At 71.0% G+C, this 19,847-nt stretch carries 17 protein-coding genes; 8 read left to right on the top strand and 9 right to left on the bottom strand.

The window, feature by feature from the left end:
* Window positions 1-18 precede the first annotated feature (18 nt).
* The 4 genes from QRN27_RS05020 to QRN27_RS05005 form a co-directional block, all read right to left on the bottom strand.
* Complete coding sequence (locus tag QRN27_RS05020; protein WP_285040962.1) at window positions 19-852, bottom strand: energy-coupling factor transporter transmembrane component T; 834 nt, start codon at window positions 850-852, stop codon at window positions 19-21.
* Window positions 849-2,552 carry an ABC transporter ATP-binding protein gene (locus tag QRN27_RS05015; RefSeq protein ID WP_350224087.1) on the bottom strand — a complete coding sequence of 568 codons (1,704 nt, stop codon included), beginning with the start codon at window positions 2,550-2,552 and terminating at the stop codon, window positions 849-851. The genes QRN27_RS05020 and QRN27_RS05015 overlap by 4 nt, the downstream gene beginning before the upstream one ends.
* A gap of 45 nt (window positions 2,553-2,597) precedes the next feature.
* A complete protein-coding gene (locus QRN27_RS05010; protein WP_285040961.1) occupies window positions 2,598-3,179 on the bottom strand; it encodes an ECF transporter S component in 582 nt (193 codons plus the stop codon).
* Between the two features lie 113 nt (window positions 3,180-3,292).
* The gene (locus QRN27_RS05005) at window positions 3,293-4,243 is read right to left on the bottom strand and encodes a pirin family protein (protein ID WP_285040960.1); all 951 of its coding nucleotides are present in this window, start codon (window positions 4,241-4,243) and stop codon (window positions 3,293-3,295) included.
* Between the two features lie 117 nt (window positions 4,244-4,360).
* Here QRN27_RS05005 and QRN27_RS05000 point away from each other — a divergent pair, with 117 nt between their 5' ends.
* From QRN27_RS05000 to QRN27_RS04980, 5 genes are all read left to right on the top strand, one after another.
* Window positions 4,361-5,479 (top strand): AI-2E family transporter, encoded by a 1,119-nt coding sequence (locus QRN27_RS05000; protein WP_285040959.1) that lies wholly within the window; start codon window positions 4,361-4,363, stop codon window positions 5,477-5,479.
* A 47-nt stretch (window positions 5,480-5,526) separates the two neighbouring features.
* A complete protein-coding gene (locus tag QRN27_RS04995; protein ID WP_285040958.1) occupies window positions 5,527-5,961 on the top strand; it encodes a hypothetical protein in 435 nt (144 codons plus the stop codon).
* Between the two features lie 73 nt (window positions 5,962-6,034).
* Window positions 6,035-6,649, top strand: coding sequence for a hypothetical protein (locus tag QRN27_RS04990; RefSeq protein ID WP_285040957.1), 615 nt, complete (start codon window positions 6,035-6,037; stop codon window positions 6,647-6,649).
* A 144-nt stretch (window positions 6,650-6,793) separates the two neighbouring features.
* The gene (locus QRN27_RS04985; RefSeq protein WP_285040956.1) at window positions 6,794-7,561 is read left to right on the top strand and encodes a YcnI family copper-binding membrane protein; all 768 of its coding nucleotides are present in this window, start codon (window positions 6,794-6,796) and stop codon (window positions 7,559-7,561) included.
* The gene (locus QRN27_RS04980; RefSeq protein ID WP_285040955.1) at window positions 7,561-8,247 is read left to right on the top strand and encodes a copper resistance protein CopC; all 687 of its coding nucleotides are present in this window, start codon (window positions 7,561-7,563) and stop codon (window positions 8,245-8,247) included. The genes QRN27_RS04985 and QRN27_RS04980 overlap by 1 nt, the downstream gene beginning before the upstream one ends.
* A 63-nt stretch (window positions 8,248-8,310) precedes the next feature.
* Here QRN27_RS04980 and QRN27_RS04975 read toward each other — a convergent pair whose 3' ends face one another.
* The 3 genes from QRN27_RS04975 to QRN27_RS04965 form a co-directional block, all read right to left on the bottom strand.
* The gene (locus QRN27_RS04975; protein WP_285040954.1) at window positions 8,311-10,389 is read right to left on the bottom strand and encodes a bifunctional copper resistance protein CopD/cytochrome c oxidase assembly protein; all 2,079 of its coding nucleotides are present in this window, start codon (window positions 10,387-10,389) and stop codon (window positions 8,311-8,313) included.
* A gap of 212 nt (window positions 10,390-10,601) precedes the next feature.
* Window positions 10,602-11,213, bottom strand: a complete 612-nt coding sequence (locus QRN27_RS04970; RefSeq protein WP_285040953.1) for a hypothetical protein — start codon at window positions 11,211-11,213, stop codon at window positions 10,602-10,604.
* A gap of 139 nt (window positions 11,214-11,352) precedes the next feature.
* Window positions 11,353-12,009 (bottom strand): fasciclin domain-containing protein, encoded by a 657-nt coding sequence (locus tag QRN27_RS04965; protein WP_056008590.1) that lies wholly within the window; start codon window positions 12,007-12,009, stop codon window positions 11,353-11,355.
* 210 nt (window positions 12,010-12,219) lie between these two features.
* Here QRN27_RS04965 and recQ point away from each other — a divergent pair, with 210 nt between their 5' ends.
* From recQ to glf, 3 genes are all read left to right on the top strand, one after another.
* Window positions 12,220-14,223: a DNA helicase RecQ gene (gene recQ, locus QRN27_RS04960; protein WP_285040952.1), complete on the top strand. Its 2,004-nt coding sequence runs from the start codon at window positions 12,220-12,222 to the stop codon at window positions 14,221-14,223.
* Between the two features lie 161 nt (window positions 14,224-14,384).
* Window positions 14,385-16,466 carry an acyl-CoA dehydrogenase family protein gene (locus tag QRN27_RS04955; protein ID WP_285040951.1) on the top strand — a complete coding sequence of 694 codons (2,082 nt, stop codon included), beginning with the start codon at window positions 14,385-14,387 and terminating at the stop codon, window positions 16,464-16,466.
* 93 nt (window positions 16,467-16,559) lie between these two features.
* Window positions 16,560-17,726 (top strand): UDP-galactopyranose mutase, encoded by a 1,167-nt coding sequence (gene glf / locus QRN27_RS04950; RefSeq protein WP_285040950.1) that lies wholly within the window; start codon window positions 16,560-16,562, stop codon window positions 17,724-17,726.
* A 54-nt stretch (window positions 17,727-17,780) separates the two neighbouring features.
* On the opposite strand, the gene QRN27_RS04945 is transcribed toward glf, so the two are convergent.
* Together QRN27_RS04945 and QRN27_RS04940 are read right to left on the bottom strand one after the other, a co-directional pair.
* The gene (locus tag QRN27_RS04945; protein WP_285040949.1) at window positions 17,781-18,728 is read right to left on the bottom strand and encodes a glycosyltransferase family 2 protein; all 948 of its coding nucleotides are present in this window, start codon (window positions 18,726-18,728) and stop codon (window positions 17,781-17,783) included.
* 19 nt (window positions 18,729-18,747) lie between these two features.
* Window positions 18,748-19,794 carry a glycosyltransferase family protein gene (locus QRN27_RS04940; protein ID WP_502929468.1) on the bottom strand — a complete coding sequence of 349 codons (1,047 nt, stop codon included), beginning with the start codon at window positions 19,792-19,794 and terminating at the stop codon, window positions 18,748-18,750.
* Window positions 19,795-19,847: the final 53 nt, after the last annotated feature.

Raw genomic sequence — 19,847 nt, 5'->3', positions numbered from 1 at the left:
GCCAGGGTGCTCAGCGGTTCACCCGCGCGTGACCGGGCCAGGGCCGGCGGTGAGACTCCACCACACGATGGTGGCGCTCACGAGCCAGAAGAGGACCATTAAGATCCAGTCGCGCGCGCGGAACGGGACACGGTACCGCTCCGTCCGCGTCCGATGGGCCCCGAAGGCGCGCGCGTCCATGGCGAGGGCGACCCGCTCCGCGTGCCGGATCGCCCCGGCGAGCAGGGGCACGACGTACCCGGCGGTGCGGCGGACGGCGGCGATCGGGCCGCGCCCCTCGGCCATCCCGCGAACCCGGTGCGCCGAACGGATGACCTCGAGTTCGTGGCCGAACCGTGGCACGAACCGGTAGGCCGCGAGCGCCGTGTACCCGATCCGGTACGGCACGTGCAGCTGCTGGATCATCGCGCGGACCACGTCCGGTCCGGTGGAGGTGAGTCCGCCGATGAGTGCCAAGACGAGCAGGCTCGCCAGCCGGAGGGCCGTCGCGAGTCCGACGAGCAGCGCCCCGAGGAAGAAGCGGTAGTCGCCGATCTGGAACAGGAGGACGGACTGATCGACCTTGCTCGGGTCGGTCCACAGGCCGAAGCTGAACGACATGATCCCGACGACGACCGGGAGCCCGACGAACAGGAGGAGCGCGACCGCCTTCGTCAGTCGAGCGCCGACGAGGATGATCACGACGGCCAGGGCGATGCAGAGCGTCGGTGTCAGGAGGTCCCTCGTGAACGCGAGGACCGCCATCAGCGGGAGGGGGGCACCGAGTTTCGCGAGCGGGTTCAAGCGGTACAGGAACCGGTTCGCCGGGTGCGTCGCGTTCGTCGCGTACGGGTTGATCGACGTCGCGCTCACGGGAGGTCCGTCCCCGGCAGATCGGCGAGCCGCGAGAGACGCCGCCACTCGGGGTGGTGTTCCAACGCGCGCATGGCTCTCGCGAGCGGCGGCGCACGAAGGCCGGCCCGCTGGATGAGGTCGTCGTCGGCGAGGACGGCGCCGGTCGGGCCATGAGCGAGGAGCCGCCCGTCGGCCATCACCGCCACGTGGGCGGCGTGGTCCGCGACGAGCTGGAGGTCGTGGGTCACGACGATGACCGTCGTGCCCTGGGTGTTGAGCTCGGCGAGCAGGTCGAGGAGTTCGTTCGCCCGCGCGCGGTCCTGCCCGAACGTCGGCTCGTCGAGCGCGAGCACCGGGGCTCCGGCGATGAGTGCGCTCCCGACCGACAACCGTCGCTTCTGACCGCCCGACAGGAGGAACGGGTGCACCTCACGCGCCGACTCGAGCCCGAAGCGGCGCAGCAGCTCGGTGACGCGACGCTCGACCTCCGGTTCGTCGACGCCCCGGATCCGCAGGCCGTGCGCGAGTTCGTCGTGGACGGTGTGGGTGATGAACTGGTGCTCGGGGTTCTGGAAGACGAACCCGATGTGCGCGGCGACCGTCCGGACGTCGCTCCGGCCGGGGTCGATCCCGCCGACGTCGATGCGGCCTCGAGGGGGTTGGACGACGCCCGCGATCGCTTGGAGCAGCGTCGTCTTGCCGGCGCCGTTCGTGCCGATGACGGCGAGGAAGTCGCCGGCGTCGACCTCGAGGCTCACCTCGTGCAGGATCCGCGTCCGGTGCCGCCCCCTGCCGCGCTCGACGCTGAGACGGTCGACGCGCACCGCGACGGACCGATCGGCGCCGACGGGTGCCGCGACGGCGGTCGGGGGTGCCGGGAGCTCGATCGCGTCGAGGGCGGCGGTCAGCTCGTCGGGCGTCAGGGGGAGGCTCGGCAGGCGGACGCCAGCCTCCTGCAGGCGCAGTGCGGCGAGGGTGGCGACCGGCAGCCAGACGCCCAGCTCGAGGAGCTCGCTGACGTGGCCGATGAGGACCTCGCGGGTCGGCCCGTCGAACCGGAGACGGCCGTCGCGGTCGAGGACGACGACGCGGTCGACGAGGTCGATGGCGGCGTCGAGGTTGTGCTCGACGAGCAGGATCGCGTGGTCCCCCCGGGAACCGTCCGGTGCGGAGACGAGCGATCGGAGCGCTGCGTAGACCTCCTCGATACCCGCCGGATCGAGGTTGGCGGTCGGTTCGTCGAGGACGAGCAGCTCGCCACCCATCGCCAGGGCGCACGCGATGGCGAGTCGCTGGCGACCTCCGCCCGAGAGGCGGTCGGGGTTCTCGGTCCGCCGTTCCCAGAGCCCGACCTGCCGCAGCGCGCGCTCCGCCCTGGCGAGGACGTCCTCGACGGGGAGCAGGAGGTTCTCCGGTCCGAAGCACACTTCGTCGAGCACCGAACCGGTGACGATCTGGGCGTCGGGATCCTGGAAGACCATCGAGACGTGTTCGCTCAGCTGGGCGACGGTCGCCTCCGCGGTGTCGAGTCCGGCGGTGACCACGGTGCCCTCGAGTTCGGCCGGGAGCGCGTGGGGGATGAGACCGTTGAGGGCGAGCGCGAGCGTCGACTTCCCGGATCCGCTCGGTCCGAGGAGGAGCACCACCTCGCCCGGCGCGATCCCGAACGAGACGTCGTCGGGGGTCCACTGCTCCCGGTCGTCATGACGGATGCGCACCCGACGGACCAGGGTGGCGGGCTGCGCCGGTGGAGCGACGTCCACTCAGACCCGCGTGTCGACGGATCCGCGGCCGCGCTGCACCGGCTTGGCGATGGACCGCCCGACCCCTGCCCTGGCGAGCGCTGCGGCCACGCCGCGTCCGGCCGCGGTGAACGCGATCGGGCTGAGGACGAACAGGGCGATGTAGACGGCCTGTGCGACCGGGGTGAAATGGTCGATGCCCAAGACGACGAGCACCGAGGCGGCGAACACGATTCCGGCGATCCCGGCGGCGAGATAGAAGACCCATGAGCGCCACACGCGGTACCGGGACACGGCGAAGGGGATCTCCTGGAGGAGGCCGATGGCGAGCCCCGTGCCGAAGTAGCGGAAGAACCACTGCGGGCTGAAGGCTGCGGAGACGAGGCCGGCGGTGAGGCCGGTCATGAGTGCCACGCCACCTCGGCGCAGCAGCGCCTGCGCGACGACGCCCGGCAGGAAGTACACGCCGATGATGAGGCCGTAGAGCACCGGCGCGGTGGCGGAGATCGTGCCGCCGACGTATCCGGAGACGACGAAGACGAGGCCGCCCCCGACACCGATCGCGGCGCAGGTCAGCAGCAGTCGCGTACTCAGACGTTGCATGAGCCCACCTTCACGAGCAGCCGATCTCCTGAGGACAGCCTATCCTCCCTTGGCCGGGCGGACGGCCGACGGATGTGGTCCGGATCGGGATGGCGAGCGCCGTCCGGAAGGGGTCAGATCGAGCGCCGACGCGGGGTCAGCCGGACGTTCGGCAGTGGGGGAGCCGGGATGCGCTCGGCCCCGTGACCGGCCACCGAACCGAACCTCGGCGACCCGGCCTCCCAATCCGCTCGGGCGGTCTCGATGTCCTCGTGGCTCCGACCGACGAAGTTCCACCACATGACGAGTTCCTCCGGGAACGGTGTTCCACCGAGGAGGACGAATCGGGCACCGCTGCCGCTGCTCAGGCTGAGGTGGTCACGACCCGGCTCGAGGTAGAGCAGCGGACCGGAGGCGAGGGCGATGCCGTCCACCTCGAGCGCACCGTCGATCACGAGGACACCGTGCTCGAAGGCGGGGTCGACCGGCAGGGTCACCGCTGCACCGGGGTCGAGGACGACGTCGGCGCCGAGGAGCGGCGAGTGCACGGTGGCAGTGGACGTCCCGCCACCGAGCGTGCCGATGAGGACCGTCGCGCGGAGACCGGGAACGGTGTGGACGGGGAGGTCCCGGTGCTGTTCGAACGCCGCCGGAACCGAGGAGGCGTGCTCGGGGAGCGCGACCCAGAGCTGCAGGCCGTGCATCTCGTCCTCCTCCTCGCCGACGGAGAACTCGGAGTGGGAGACCCCGACGCCGCTCGTCATGAGGTTCAACTCACCAGGGCGGACGACCACGTCGCTGCCGACGCTGTCCCGGTGACGGATGTCGCCGGCCAGCGGCCAGGTCACGGTCTGCAAGCCGGTGTGCGGGTGCGGCAGGACCCGCATCCGCGCGCGGTCCTCGTCGAATCGGTCGAGGAAGCACCAGGCGCCGATCATCGGCAGTTCGCGCTGGGGGAGGGTGCGGTGGACGCTCAGGCCTCGGACGCCGCCGAGGGGGACCACGCGCGCCTCGAGCAGCCGCGTGCCAGAGCCGTCGGGCGCGTGGCAGACGCTGGGTACCGGATCGGCGTCGAGTCTCGTCATGAGCGCCTCCTTATCACGGCCAACGCTACTCCGCTCGATCTGCCGCGGTCCTCGCCGACGTGCTTGACTGGGCGACGGGGCCACGCCGGTCCCGTCGCTCCCGAGATTGGGGACCCCATGGGCCTGTTCGACAAGCACGACGGTACGCCCGAGCCGCTCGCCAGAGGACTCTGGCACGACCGCATCGGCACCCTCGCCACCCGCAGCGTCCAGACGCTCGCGATCGTCGCCGTCGCCGCGCTCATCGTCTTCGCGCTGACCCAACTCTCCCTCGTGATGATCCCCGTCGTCATCGCCCTCATCCTCGCGTCCGCGATCTACCCGCTCATGCGGTGGATGCGCTCGAAGGGCCTCCCGTCGATCCTCGCCACCTGGATCGCCCTCGTCTCGATCCTCGTCGTCCTCGGCGGCATCGGTTGGCTCATCGTCTGGGCCGTCCGCAGCCAGTGGGACGACCTCGTCGACTCCGCCTCCAAGGGCTTCGGGCAGCTGCAGGACTGGCTCGGCACCCTGCCGTTCGACATCGACGAGAAGCAGATCGAGGACGCCAAGCAGACCGCGGTCGACTTCCTCACCTCGAGCCAGTTCGGCAGCGGGGCGCTCGCCGGGGTCTCGGCGACGGCGAGCTTCCTCACCGGGCTCGTCCTCATGATCGTCGTGCTGTTCTTCTTCCTGAAGGACGGGCCGCGGCTCTGGGAGTTCCTGCTCCGGCCCTTCACCGGGGCCGCGTACGACCGCGCCAAGCGCATCGGTGGCAAGACGGTCGACACGCTCGGCGGCTATGTGCGCGGCACCGCGACGATCGCGGCCGTCGATGCGCTCGGCATCGGCATCGGCCTCGCGATCATCGGCGTCCCGCTCGCGCTGCCGCTCAGCGTCATCGTGTTCCTCACCGCCTTCATCCCGATCGTCGGTGCGACCGCCGCCGGCATCCTCGCGGCGCTCGTCGCGCTCGTGGCCAACGGTCCGGTCGCCGCGCTCATCGTCGTCGGTGTGGTCGTCCTCGTGAACCAGCTCGAGGGCAACTTCCTGCAGCCCGTCGTCATGGCGCGTTCGCTCAAGCTGCACGCCCTCGTCGTCCTGCTCGCCTTGACGGCCGGCACCATCCTCGGCGGCATCGTCGGGGCGGTCCTCGCGGTCCCGATCGCCGCGGTCGCCTGGGGCATCGTCGGCGTCTGGAACGGTCCGGACCAGCCGGCGGAACCCATGCGACAGAAGCGCCCGGAGTCGGTCTGAGTCGAGCGGTCACCGACGCACCCGGAGGCGCCGGATAGCATGTGAGCGTGGACACCCACGACCTCCTCGGCCTCGTGTTCGAGGTCTTCACCTGGATCGGCTTCGGATGCGCCGTCGTCGTGCTCCTCGCCATGCTCATCGCCAGGGCGGCGGACGGCAGCTGGGTCGAGACGCACGGCGTCATCGTCGACGGGCCGGTCGATCCTGAGCGCCCGGAGGGGACAGCCGGCCGGGAGGTCCGCTGGATGACGGAGGCCGCGGAGCTGTACTCCCGTCCCGTCTCCGACGCGGAGTTCGACGCGCTCCGCGACCCGGAGGAACCGAACGTCTTCTACGCCCGACGCGAGCCGTCGCGTGCCCGGTTCACCCGGAGCGCCGATCATGCGAAGGCACTCCGGCTGCTGTTCTGGGTGAGCTTCGGTATCGGCGTGGTCTGCTCCGTCGCGTCGATCGTCCTGCTGTTCGTGGCCGACGCCGCCTGAGGGCGAGCGTCGCTCGGGTAGTCTGGAGTCCGAGCGTCGACACCTGGTCCGCTCGTTCTCCCGGAGGCATGGCATGACGGAACGGTGGGCTCGAGTCGCCCGCGGCACCGCCGCAGCCGCCTTCGCCACCTTCGCCGCCGCACTTTCGCACACGATCGGCGGAGCCGCGGCACCGTCCGCGTTCGTGCTCCTCGTCGGCGGCACCTTCGCCGTCCTCGTCTGCGTGCTGCTCGCCGGCCGACGCATCACCGTTGCGGGGATCGTCGCCTCCGTGCTCGTGAGCCAGCTCGGCTACCACGCGCTCTTCACCCTCGTCCCGAGCACCGTCAGCGCCTCGGTGACCTCGGGCGGCGGATCCGGTGCCGGTTCGTGGCACCGGCACCAGGTCGTCGAGCTGGCCGCCGGCGGCGGCATCGCGATGCACAGCCACGGCGCCACCGCGATGTGGGTGGCCCACCTCGTCGCCGCCGTCGCCACGATCACGGCCATCCTCTTCGCCGAACGCGCGACCCGCGCCGCGCTCTCGGCGCTCACGGTCCGGGTGCTCGCGCGCCGCCCCGCACCGGTCCACCTCGTCCCGGCCCCTCGGCGCGTGCAGTGGGTCCGCGTCAACGAGCGCCCGCGCAACCTCGGCGTCGTCCTGCTCCACCTGCGTCACCGCGGTCCTCCGGCGTTCGCCACCGCCTGACCGCCGCGCCACCGTCCGACACGGACGGGTGCTGTGCGCGGCGTGGTCGGCCATCCGCATCGCAGCACCCATCGGCGCGCCCGCCCAGGCGTCGCCCCATCCGTCTCCGCAGGCTCGACGCCGCGGAGCAGTCGACAGGACATCATGAACGCAACGACCCCCCGCCCCACCTTCCGCAAGCCGGCCGCCCTCGGTGCGATCGCCATCGGCGCCGGAGCACTCCTCGCCGTGGGAGCGCCGCTCGCCGCCAGCGCCCACGTGAGCGTCACGCCCACCTCGACCGCCGCCGGCTCCTACACGGTGCTGAGCTTCGCCGTCGGTCACGGCTGCGACGGCTCGCCCACCACGAGCCTCTCCTTCGAGATCCCCGAGGAGATCAACGCGGTGACACCGACGGTCAACCCGAACTGGACCATCGACAAGCAGATGGCCCCGCTCGCGAAGCCCATCACCGACAGCCACGGCGAGCAGCTCGCCGAACGCGTCGGCACCGTCGTCTACACGGCCAAGACGCCGCTCGCCGACGGCTACCGCGACACCGTCTCCTTCCAGGTCCAGCTGCCGGCCGACGCGGAGGGGAAGACCCTCGTGTTCCCGGTGACGCAGACGTGTGAGGTCGGCCAGACCGACTGGACCGACGTCGCGAAGGACGGCCAGACCGAGGACGACCTCGAGTCGCCCGCACCGGTCGTCGTCGTCACGGCCGCCGAGGCCGGCGACCACCACGGCGCGGCTGCGACGGACGACGACGGCGACGGTGACCACACCGAGGCCGCTGCCGCCTCCGACGCCGGCACCACCGACGTGCTGGGACGCGTGCTCGGCATCGCCGGGCTCGTCGTCGGTGCCGCCGGCATCGTGATCGCCGCGTCCGCGCGTCGCGTGGCGTCCGACGCGAAGCGCCAGGCCTGATGACGACGGCCCGTCGCCGCCGCCTCGTCGGCTCCGTCGCCACCGCGTTCCTCGCGGCGGCAGCGGTGTTCGCCATGGCTGGTCCGGCTGCAGCGCACAACAGCATCGTCTCGACGAGCCCCGCCGAGGGATCGACGGTCACCGAGCAGCCGGAGCAGGTCGTCATCACGACGAACGACAACCTGCTCGACCTCGGCGAGGCGGGTCAGTCCAATCAGATCCAGGTGACCGGCCCCGGCGACGAGCAGCTCCAGTACGGCACGGCGTGTGCCGCGGTCAACGGACCGGCGCTCGTCATGCCGGTGCAGCTCGGCGAGGCCGGGGAGTACACCGTCGTGTGGCAACTCGTGTCGACCGACGGGCATCCGTTGTCGGGGAGCTACACCTTCCAGTGGGCACCGGCCGAGGGTCAGGAGCTCGCCGCCGGCAGCTCTGAGCCGGCGTGCGCGACGAGCGGTGCCTCGTCCGTCGGGCCGTCGTCGGCCGCGGGTGGCGCGGGCGATGGCGACACCGCGACTCCCGCCGCCGGTGGTCTCAGCGGCGACGTCTGGTGGGTGGTCGGCGCGATCGGTGTCGTCCTCGTGGCCGGCATCGGCGTGCTCCTCGTGACCCGTCGCAAGCCCGAGCCGGACGACCCGGCCTCGGCGTCGGGCGGTTCCGGCGCGGACGGTCCTCCCACCTCCTGATCGTCCTCCTCACCACGACGGCCCCGTCGGCATCCACTGCCGGCGGGGCCGTCGTCGTCCGGCTCAGGAGTGCTCGCGATCCTCGCCCGACTGCTCATCCCGTTGGTTGATGCGCGCCAGACGGGCGTTGTAGTCACCGAGTTCGGCGTCGCCGTCGCGCTCCGCCCGGCGGTCGTACCGTTTCGCCGCACGCTCGTCGCTCTGGACCCACTGCGAGACGACGATGAGCGCGACGAGCACCGCCGGCACCTCGCCGACGCTCCAGGCGATGCCGCCGCCGACGCCCTGATCGGCGAGGAGCGCGGCGGTGTCGGTGTACCCGAGCGCCGTCCACCAGTCGGCGGCGAGGACGGTCGAGCTCGACATGATCGCCAGGCCGAAGAAGGCGTGGAACGCCAGGGTCGCGAGCAGCAGGATGAGCCGGAACGGGAACGCGGGCCGGTTCGGACCGGGGTCGACGCCGATCAGTACCCAGAAGAACAGGTACCCGGTGGCGAGGAAGTGCACGGTCATGAGGACGTGCCCTTGGTGCGCGATCATCGCCCACTCGAACCAGCCGGTGTAGTAGAACACCACGAGGCTGCCGGCGAACAGGACGCCGGCGACGGCGGGCTTCGACAGGAGGCTCAGATAGCGGGAGTGCACGACGGCGAGGATCCACTCGCGGAGCCCCCGCCCGCCGTCCGTCCGGGCCGGCAGGGTCCGGAGGGCGAGGAGGACCGGGCCGCCGAGCACGAGGAGCGGCGGCACGATCATCATCAGCGCCATGTGCTGCAGCATGTGGGTGCTGAAGTGGATCTGGCCGTAGGCGGCGAGGCCACCGCTCGTGGCGTACAGCAGTGCGACGCAGCCGAGCAGCCAGGCGACCAGCCGGGTCACCGGCCACGCGTCACCGCGCCGTCTGAGCCGCAGGAACGCCCACAGGTACCAGCCGGCGCCGATGGCCGCGATCCCGGCCCACATCCAGTCGACATGCCACTCGGTGAACATCCGGAGCGGCGTCACGGGCGGTGGGTACTCGAACCCGAGGAGGCGGCGTCGGACGTCATCGGCGACGGGCTCCTGCGACACCGGCGGTTGGCTGCGGGACAGCGCGACGGAGACGCCCATCGTCACGGCCATGACGACGACCTCGCCCACCGCGAGGCGGATGAAGGCCCTCGGGTCACCACCTGGGCGCAGCAGCCGGGGGATGAGGCGACGGCGGTGCCAGACGCCTGCGCAACCGAGGAGCACGAGGGCCACCGTCTTGGCAACGATGAGCAGCCCGTAGGGGGTCAGGAGGTCGGACGGTCCGGCCAGACGCAGCGAGGCGTTCACGACACCGGAGAAGGCCACCGCCCCGAACGCCCAGCCGGCGAGCACGGAGTAGCGCGCGACCACGACCCCGATCTCGTTCCCGACGGCACGGCGCAACAGGATCACCGCGACGAGGCCGCCCGCCCAGGCGGTGACGCCGATGAGGTGGACGGCGAGCGAGTTCACCGCGTTGCCGTGTTCGTCGGAACCGGCCGCGTGTCCGGACAGCGAGAGCGGCAGGAGGGCGAAGACCGCGATGGCGTTCGCCGCGGCGACCCAGGCGAGGCGACGGGCGAGCACCACGATGCAGCCGACGAGGAGGACGCACCCGAGCGAGGCGAGGAGCGTCTGGCCGAGTTCGAGTTGCGTCGCGTAGAAGAGGAAGGTGTAGGCGAAGGTGGGCGACGACACGGGGACGCCGATGGAGTTCGCCGCGGTGAACACGAGGACCGCGATGCCGGCCGCCAACCAGACGGCCGACGACCAGGCCGCCCAGCGGATGGCCTTGGCCTGCGAGAACGAGACGATGCCGGGCACGATCCGTTGCCCCGGCAGGAGGAACGTCGCGGCAGTCAGGAGCCCGATCGTCACCGCCGCCGCCGCGTCGTGGATCACGCGCGCGATCGGGAGCCCCCTCGTGACCACGACACCGGGGTCGGAGAGCAGGGTCCCGGTCGAGAACGCCCCGGTGCCGACGAGCGCGAGCAGGGCGACGGCGACGGCGATCGGCACGGATGCGAGCATGATCGCCTCCGGTGCCCGGATCGGTGCCAGGCCGGGGGAGCGGTTCGGCGCGACCGCGAGGTCGTCGTCCGGTGGGGAGGAGGTGCGGGGTTCGGCCACGGTGGTGGCTCCTTTCCTGCGGGGTCGGCGCGCTCGTCCCTCGGGACGCGTCACCGCCGCAGCACTGACCGCTCGACGGGTCGGCGGGGACCGTGGTCGAGCGACGGGAATGGGGAGACGGGTCGCGCGGCGCTCCGGATGTCGGAGCGCGGTGGGACGACCCGCGGGGTGGGGCGGTCGACGGGGACCGATGGGTCCGGCCGGCCGCGTGCTCAGCGGATGGTCGCGAGCGGCGGACCGCGCAGGGCGGTCGTCTCGGGGTGGAAGCCGAGCGGGTGCGCCAGGCGGGGCTCGATCGCCGTCTCGACGCGCGTCGGGCGGGTCGGCGGCGCGTCCGTCAGCGCCTTGCGGATGAGGCGGACGAGGACGAACTCCCGGACGCCCGCGAGGGCCGCGAGGAGCGAGCCTGCGCGCTGGAAGGCGGCGATGGTCACGAGACCGGCGGCGAGGTGGGCGGACCACATGCCCACATCGGTGTGGTGGCTCGCGGTCGCGCCGGCGACGAGGTCGACCGTGGCGGCGGATCCGTGCGTGCCGTGCGCCATGGATCCAGGGTGCTGAGCCGTCCGCGGTGCGGTGCCGAGTACGAACAGGGTGTGGAACAGCACCTGGCTGACGACGACCGAGAGCGTGGTCCGCAGGAGGGTCAGACGCCGACCGGCGAGGAGGACGCAGGCCGCCGTGGAGAGGACGAGTGGGACGACGACACCGAGGGCACCCGGGACCTGGCCCCCGCCTGCGACGTGCGACAGCAGCGCGATGAAGGTCGCGAACACCGCGGCGCTCGAGCCGCGGAGGACGCGGTCGGAACGGTCGGACGGCATGGCTCCATTCTCACAGACGCACGTCGAGGCAGTGTCGCCGACGGCCGCTCCCGGACACGACGAAGCAGCCCCGCCATCCGGTGCGGATGACGGGGCTGCGGGTGTCGCTGGTGATGCGTGCGGGTGAACCCGCGGTCGGCTACTTGGCCGGCGGCATCAGGACCGAGTCGATGAGGTACACGGTCGCGTTGGCGGTCTTGACGCCACCGCAGATGACCTTGGCACCGTTGACGGTGATGTTGTCACCCGAGCCCTCGACCTTGACGGTTCCACCCTCGACGGTGGTCTGGTCGCCATCGATGTCCGACGGCGCGATCTGGCCGGGGATCACGTGGTAGGTGAGGATCGACGTCAGCGTCGCAGCGCCCTCAGGCGTCTTGAGGCTGTCGATCGTGGCGGCGTCGATCTTCTTGAACGCGTCGTCGACCGGAGCGAAGACGGTGAACTCGGAGCCGTTCAGCGTGTCGACGAGGTTGACGTCGGGGTTCAGCTGGCCGGAGACCGCAGCGGTCAGCGTGGTCAGCAGCGGGTTGTTCGATGCGGCGACGGCGACCGGGTCGGCCGACATGCCGGCGACGGAGCCTGCACCGTCCGGGACAGCGTCAGCGTAGGCGGCGCAGCCCGAGCCGACGAGGTCCGCTGCGGGATCTGCAGCCATGGACTCGGTGGGTGCGGAGCTGGGCTCCATGGAGGACCCGCTGTCCGAGCTGGAGCCGCTGGAACAGGCAGCGAGGCCGAAGGTTGCGACGGCGGCGAGTGCGAGCACTGCCATGTGGTTCCGCTTGATGGTACGCATGTGATTCTCCTTTGATGAGGTTTGGACCGGCTGTTCGAGTGCCTCTCAGAACCGGCCCTCGATGACACTTCGGAGCCCCCACAGGGGTGGTTTGGAAAATCTTCGGATCCGGCCTCGACGACCCTTGGGCATTAAGAGGGACGAACTTTCCGTCCGGACCGCTGTGGAGGCTCGCACGGCGATGTCGGCTGTGGCGGCTACGATCGACGGATGAGCTGGAGCACCGAACCCGACTGGATCCCGGACGACGCGGACGCTCCCGACGACTTCGACGCACCGCCGCCCGACGACGCCTACCTCGGCGGAGGGGTCAGCTGGGGCGCGGCGCCGTCGACGGCCGCTCCGGCTGCCCCGCGCACGGCGACCCCGGCCGTTACGCGCGCCGCAGGCCAGAAGTTCGCCACAGCGCAGGAGGCCCTGCACACCGTCTTCGGGTACGACGCCTTCCGCGGCGAGCAGCAGCAGATCATCGAGCAGGTCGCCGGCGGTGGTGACGCGGTCGTGCTCATGCCGACTGGTGGCGGCAAGAGCCTCTGTTACCAGATCCCCGCGCTGCTCCGGCCGGGCACGGGCATCGTCGTGTCGCCGCTCATCGCGCTCATGCAAGATCAGGTCGACGCGCTCCTCGCGGTCGGTGTCCGCGCCGCCTTCCTCAACTCCACGCAGGATCCCGCGGAGCGGTCGCGGGTCGAGCAGGCGTATCTCGCCGGCGAGCTCGACCTCCTCTACGTCGCACCCGAGCGGCTGAGCTCCGAGGCCACCCGCCGCTTCCTCGGGCAGGGCACCATCGCGCTGCTCGCGATCGACGAGGCGCACTGTGTGTCGCAGTGGGGGCACGACTTCCGCCCCGACTACCTCATGCTCGGCGAGCTGGCCGAGCGCTGGCCCGACGTCCCGCGGATCGCCCTCACCGCGACCGCCACCGACGCGACGCACCAGGAGATCACCCAGCGCCTCCACCTCGGTGAGGCGAAGCACTTCGTCTCGAGCTTCGACCGCCCGAACATCCAGTACCGCATCGTGGGCAAGAACGAGGTCCGCAAGCAGCTCGTCGCGTTCGTGAAGGAGCAGCCGGCCGGCACCGCCGGGATCGTGTACTGCCTGAGCCGCAAGACGGTCGAGCAGACGGCCCAGCTCCTCCGCGACAACGGCGTGGACGCCGTCGCGTACCACGCCGGCCTCGACGCCTCGGTCCGCGCGGCCGCGCAGTCCCGCTTCCTCCGCGAGGACGGGGTCGTGGTCGTCGCGACCATCGCGTTCGGCATGGGCATCGACAAGCCCGACGTCCGGTTCGTCGCCCACGTCGACCTCCCGAAGAGCGTCGAGGGCTACTACCAGGAGACGGGTCGCGCGGGCCGCGACGGCGAGCCGTCCATCGCCTGGCTCGCGTACGGCCTCCAGGACGTCGTGCAGCAGCGTCGCATGATCGCGGAGTCGCCGGGCGACCTCGCCCACCAGCGCAACCTCAGCGCGCACCTCGACGCCATGCTCGCGCTGTGTGAGACGGTCGACTGCCGCCGGGTCAACCTGCTGCGGTACTTCGGCCAGCCCTCGACCCCGTGCGGCAACTGCGACACCTGTCTCGAACCCCCGGTCACCTGGGACGGCACCGTCCCGGCACAGAAGCTCCTCTCCACGATCGTGCGCCTGAAGCGCGAGCGCAACCAGTCCTTCGGTGCCGGCCAGATCATCGACATCCTGCGCGGCAAGCGGACCGACCGGGTCGCCCAGCAGCGGCACGACGAGCTCGCGACCTTCGGCATCGGCGAAGACCTCAGCGATCAGGAGTGGCGCGGCGTCGTCCGGCAACTCCTCGCACGCGACCTCCTGGCCACCGTCGGTGAGTACGGCACGCTCGGCCTCACCGAGGGGAGCGCGGAGGTGCTCGCCGGGAGCCGGCCGGTCGCCATGCGGCGCGAGCCGGAACGCGCTGCCCGGTCCTCCTCGCGGTCGTCCTCCCGTTCGGCCGGCGCGAACGCGGAGCTCGAGCCGGCCGCCGCCGAGCTCTTCCAGGCGCTCCGTGCCTGGCGGGCCGGCGTCGCGAAGGAGCAGGGCGTCCCGGCGTACATCGTCTTCGGCGACGCCACGCTGCGGGCGGTCGCGTCGGCCAAACCCACCTCGCTCGGCGAGCTCGACGGCATCAGCGGCATCGGTGCGAAGAAGCTCGACGCCTACGGTGCGGCGCTCGTCGAGGTCGTGTCGGCGAACACCTGAGCCACGCCCTGGGAGCTTCCTGCGACAGCTGTGGGGCATGACCAACGCGATCCGTGACGATCGGGCAGCCCCTTGTCCACATCCCACAGGTGCTTTCGGGCTTCGTTATGACAGTCCTACCATTGTGGGAGGTTTTCATGGGTGAAAGGCAGGGCACAGGGATGGTCGACACAGCGATCCGGACGAGCGTCAGCGGTACGACGGCAGCGACGGTCGAGGTGGCGCCGTCGGACGCGCGGCTCGACATCCCGGCGCTCGCCCGCCAGCTCCTCGGGTCCTGGCCGGAGGCACGCCTCGCCTCCCGTGCCCTCGCCGCCCGCCCGGAGATGCAGCGCATCGAGGGGCAGTCGATGGACGACCACCGCGACCGCGTGTTCCACCAGCTGAAGCTGCTCGTCGAGAACGGCCAGGTGCTCAAGGCCTTCCCGACGCGCCTCGGCGGTGCCGACGACCACGGCGGCAACATCGCCGGGTTCGAGGAACTCGTGCTCGCCGACCCGTCGCTGCAGATCAAGTCCGGCGTCCAGTGGGGCCTCTTCGGCGCCGCGATCCTGCACCTCGGCACCGAGCCGCACCACGACGCGTTCCTCCCGAGCGCGATGAACCTCGACGTCCCCGGCGCCTTCGCGATGACCGAGTCCGGCCACGGCTCCGACGTGGCGTCGATCGCCACGACGGCGACGTACGACCCGGAGACGCAGGAGTTCGTCATCGACACCCCGTTCCGGGCGGCGTGGAAGGACTACCTCGGCAACGCGGCGGTCCACGGCAAGGCGGCGACGCTGTTCGCGCAGCTCATCACGAACGGCGTGAACCACGGCGTCCACTGCTTCTACGTCCCCATCCGCGACGACGAGGGGGCGTTCCTCCCCGGGATCGGCGGCGAGGACGACGGGCTGAAGGGTGGCCTGAACGGCATCGACAACGGTCGCCTGCACTTCACCGGTGTGCGCGTCCCGCGGACCAACCTGCTCAACCGCTACGGGGACGTGGCCGAGGACGGCACGTACTCCTCGCCGATCGCGAGCCCCGGGCGTCGCTTCTTCACCATGCTCGGCACGCTCGTCCAGGGTCGGGTCTCGCTCGACGGCGCCGCCACGTCCGCCTCCGCCCTCGCGCTGCAGATCGCGATCACCTACGGCAGCGAGCGCCGCCAGTTCAACGCCGGCAGCGACACCCAGGAGGAGGTCATCCTCGACTACCAGCGCCACCAGCGCCGGCTCCTGCCTCGTCTCGCGACGACGTACGCACAGATCTTCGCCCACGACCGGCTGCTCGTGAAGTTCGACGAGGTCTTCAGCGGGAAGGCCGACTCCGACGAGGACCGTCAGGACCTCGAGACGCTCGCGGCCGCGCTCAAGCCGCTGTCGACCTGGCACGCGCTCGACACCCTGCAGGAGGCGCGCGAGGCGTGCGGCGGCAACGGCTTCCTCGCCGAGAACCGCCTCACGGGTCTGCGCGCCGACCTCGACGTCTACGCCACCTTCGAGGGCGACAACAACGTGCTCCTGCAGCTCGTCGCCAAGCGCCTCCTCACCGACTACAGCCGCAAGTTCGCGAAGGTCGACGCCGGAGCGCTCGCGCGCTACGTGGTCGAGCAGGCGACCGACCGCGCCGTGCACAACAGCGGGCTGCGGAGCCTCGCTCAGACGGTGAAGGACTTCGGGTCCACCGCGCGTTCGGTGAGCCAGCTGCGCGACACGAACGTGCAGCGTGAGCTGCTCACGGAGCGGGTCGAGTCGATGATCGCCGAGGTGGCGACCAAGCTGCGCGGAGCGAACAAGCTCTCCAAGCAGGCCGCGTCCGACCTCTTCAACGCGCACCAGAACGAACTCATCGAGGCGGCACGGGCGCACGGTGAACTGCTGCAGTGGGAGGCGTTCACCGAGGGTGTCGAGCAGATCGAGGACCCGGGTACGAAGCAGGTCATGACCTGGGTGCACGACCTCTTCGGGCTCTCGCTCATCGAGAAGCACCTCGCCTGGTACCTCATCCACGGTCGGCTCTCCCCGCAGCGTGGTCAGGCCGTCAGCGCGTACGTCGACCGCCTCATCGCGCGGCTCCGTCCGCACGCCCTCGACCTGGTCGAGGCCTTCGGGTTCGCTCCGGAGCATGTGCGGGCGCCCATCGCGACCGGCCAGGAGGCGCAGCGCCAGCAGGAGGCCGCCGACTACTTCGCCGCGCGTCGTGCTTCCGGCGAGGCGCCGGTCGATGAGAAGACACTCTCCAAGAAGCAGCGCTGACCAGCGGTATCCCCCGAAGCGGGGATAGGGGCTTCCGATACGCTGGGCGGAGTGCTCACCGACCCGACGGTGCGCCGAGTGGAGGGCAGTGGCATGACGGCTGATCTGATCGTGGTTGGGGCCGGACTGTTCGGTCTGACGATCGCGGAACGAGCTGCGAACGAGCTCGGGCTGCAGGTCCTCATCATCGATCGCCGCTCGCACATCGGTGGCAACGCCTACAGCGAGACCGAGCCCGAGACCGGCATCGAGGTGCACCGCTACGGCGCGCACCTGTTCCACACCTCGAACGAGCGGGTGTGGGAGTACGTGAACCGGTTCACGACGTTCACGCCCTACGTGCACCGCGTGTACACGAAGCACCAGGGGGTCGTGTTCCCGATGCCGATCAACCTCGGCACGATCAACCAGTTCTTCCAGGCGGCGTACTCGCCCACCGAGGCGCGGGAACTCATCCGCAGCCAGGCCGACGCCGCCGCCGGCACCGAGGCGACGAACCTCGAGGAGCGCGGCGTCTCGCTCATCGGCCGACCGCTCTACGAGGCGTTCATCGCCGGGTACACGCAGAAGCAGTGGCAGACCGACCCTCGCGAGCTGCCGGCGGACATCATCTCGCGCCTGCCCGTCCGGTACAGCTACGACAACCGGTACTTCAACGACACCTACGAGGGCCTGCCGACGGACGGCTACACGGCGTGGCTGACGAAGATGGTGGACCACCCGAACATCGAGGTGCGTCTCGACACCGACTTCTTCGACGAGAGCCAGCCGATCCACCGCGGGAACACGCCGGCGGGCGTGCCGGTGGTCTACACCGGGCCGATCGACCGTTACTTCGACTACCTCCACGGCCGGCTCGGCTGGCGCACGCTCGACTTCGAGCAGGAGGTGCACCCGGTCGGCGACTACCAGGGCACCTCGGTCATGAACTACGCCGACGCCGAGGACGAGTTCACCCGCATCCTCGAGTTCCGCCACTTCCACCCCGAGCGCGACAGCTACCCGGACGACAAGACGGTCATCGTGCGGGAGTTCTCGCGCATGGCCACCGCCGACGACGAGCCGTACTACCCGGTCAACACCCCGACCGACCGGGAACAGCTTGCCCGGTACCGCGAGGCGCAGGCGTTCGAACCGGATGTGTTCTTCGGCGGCAGGCTGGGCACCTACAAGTACCTCGACATGCACATGGCGATCGCCTCGGCGCTCACGATGTTCGACAACCAGCTCGCGCCGCGACTGCGGGAGCTCGCGGAGTAGTCCGCGCGGCCGAACCCGTCCGACGACCGGCGTGGTCCGGTCGGTCGGAGCGGGTCAGGCTGAGCGCCGGGCCGCGGTGCGCTTCGCGTACTCCTGGTAGACGAAACCGGCCGCGCCCGCGATCATGCCGGCACCCCTGGCCACCGCCCGCTCGCCACGCGCGACGTGGGTGAGTTTGCCGGTGACTCGACCGAGCAGGACCCGTCCGCTGCCGCCGATGACACGGACGACCCCGCCCAGGAGGTACTGCAGACGCACCCGGATCGCGTGGGCGGGCCCTGAACCGGCGAGCCGCGCGACGGTCTCCTCGACGGTGCCGTTGCGGTACGCGCGGGTGAGGATCCAGCGGCGGTTGAGCCGATCCTGCGGCACGTGTTCGTAGACGACGGCCTCGTCGCACCACAGGATCGTGCCGCCGCCGCGCGTGAGCTGGGTGGTGAACAGCGAGTCCTCGCCGCCACTGAAGGCGAGGCGGGTGTCGAAGCGCAGGCCGAGCCGTCGGACGACGTCGAGGTCGAGCAGGAGGTTGTTGGTGGCGACGGCTGGGAGGCGGTCCCCGGTGCGGTGCGCGGGGCGGATGAACGCCCGCCCGGCCACGAGCCAGGCGTCCCGTTCCACCTCGAAGACGGAGACGACGCGGCCGAACACCGCCGCCGATCCGTGATGCGCCCACATCGCGAGCATCGTCGCCAGCCAGTCAGGTGCCGGCTCCTCGTCGTCGTCGAGGAAGACGAGCAGTCGTCCGTCCGCTTCGTCGAGGGCACGGTTCCGCACCGCGGCGAGCCCGGGGGCGCCCTCCAGGACGTACCGCAGACGGCCCTCCGCGGACGGCGACAGTTCATCGGCGACCGCGCGTCCGCCGCCGGCCGGGTCGTTGTCGATCACGAGCACCTCGGCGTCGCACTCCCCGCCCGCCGCCGTTTCGGCGAGCTGCGGCAGCAGCGCCGCGAGCAGCCGGCGGAGCTCCGTGTTCCGGTGGAAGGTCGGGACGGCGACGGTCACCCGTCGAGCCGAAGGATGCTCAGCGACCACGACGGTTCCGTCCCGTCGCACGGCGCAGCGCCGCGGCACGGTCGAACGCGGCGAGGTGACGCGTCCCGGCATCGGCCCAGTCGCGGGCTGACAGGTCCGGCTGCGCGGAGCGATCGCCTGCCCGCACCAGGGTCAGCGTCCGGTCGAGGTCGTCGGCGGTCAGCTCGCCCTCGTAGGTGTGGATCCATCCGGGCCCCACCTCGGCGGCGAGTGCGGCATTGGTCTCGTTCGCCGGGATGAGCACCGGCCGGTCGAGGGAGAGGGCTGCGAGGGTGCCACCGGAGTTGTGCATGAACCGGTACGGCAGCACGACCAGCTCGGCGCTCGTCATGATCGTCACGAGTTCGGCGTCGCTCAGGAAGTGGAGCTCGAGCCGGATGCGGTCGTCGTCGGCCGCGAGCTCGGTGATCGTCTCGGCCAGCTCGGTCGTCGAGGGACGCCCGCCGACGGTCAGGCTCACCGCACGGCCGCGTTCGGCGAGTTCGCGGAAGGTCGTGACGAGGCGTTCGACGCCCTTGTACCGGCGGATCAAGCCCGCGTACCCGAACCGACCCGGCGTCGCCTCCGAGGCTGGGAACTCGGCGAACCAATCGCGGTAGTGGCCATGGAGGATGGTCTCGACGGGCTGGTCGGCCGGGAGGGTGGTGGTCTCGTTGATGACGATGCGGAGGGTCGTCGCCCGCTCGAGCGCGACGAGGAGCGCCCGTTGGATGCGGGTGATGTCCTGCGGCAGTTCGACGTTGTGGACGGTCCGCACCACCGCGATCCGCGACAGTCGGAGCCGCAGCAGGAGGAGGGCGAAACGCACCTGGTTGCCGATCGCCTTCACCTGGTTCGACCCACCGAGGCGGGTCTCCGGCCAGTGCAGGTGCAGCACGTCGTAGCGTCCGAGCAGCGCTCGCCGCCAGGTGAACCGCAGATGCTCCATCCCGGCCGTGGACCCGAGGGCGCGGTCGAGCTGCACGATGTACGGATTGGTCGTGGGACGAAGGCGTTGGTACGCCTGCATGACGCGGAGTCGACGGGACAACGGCATCTCCTGCCGGGAGAAGGGGCGGTCGGGTGCGCGCTCTGGGCCGGATTCGGGTC

It is taken from the genome of Plantibacter sp. LMC-P-059a, assembly GCF_030209505.1.
In the GTDB taxonomy this organism is placed as follows: domain Bacteria; phylum Actinomycetota; class Actinomycetes; order Actinomycetales; family Microbacteriaceae; genus Plantibacter.
Note: the sequence above shows the minus strand (reverse complement) of the source record. Positions and strands in the feature narration are given on the sequence as shown.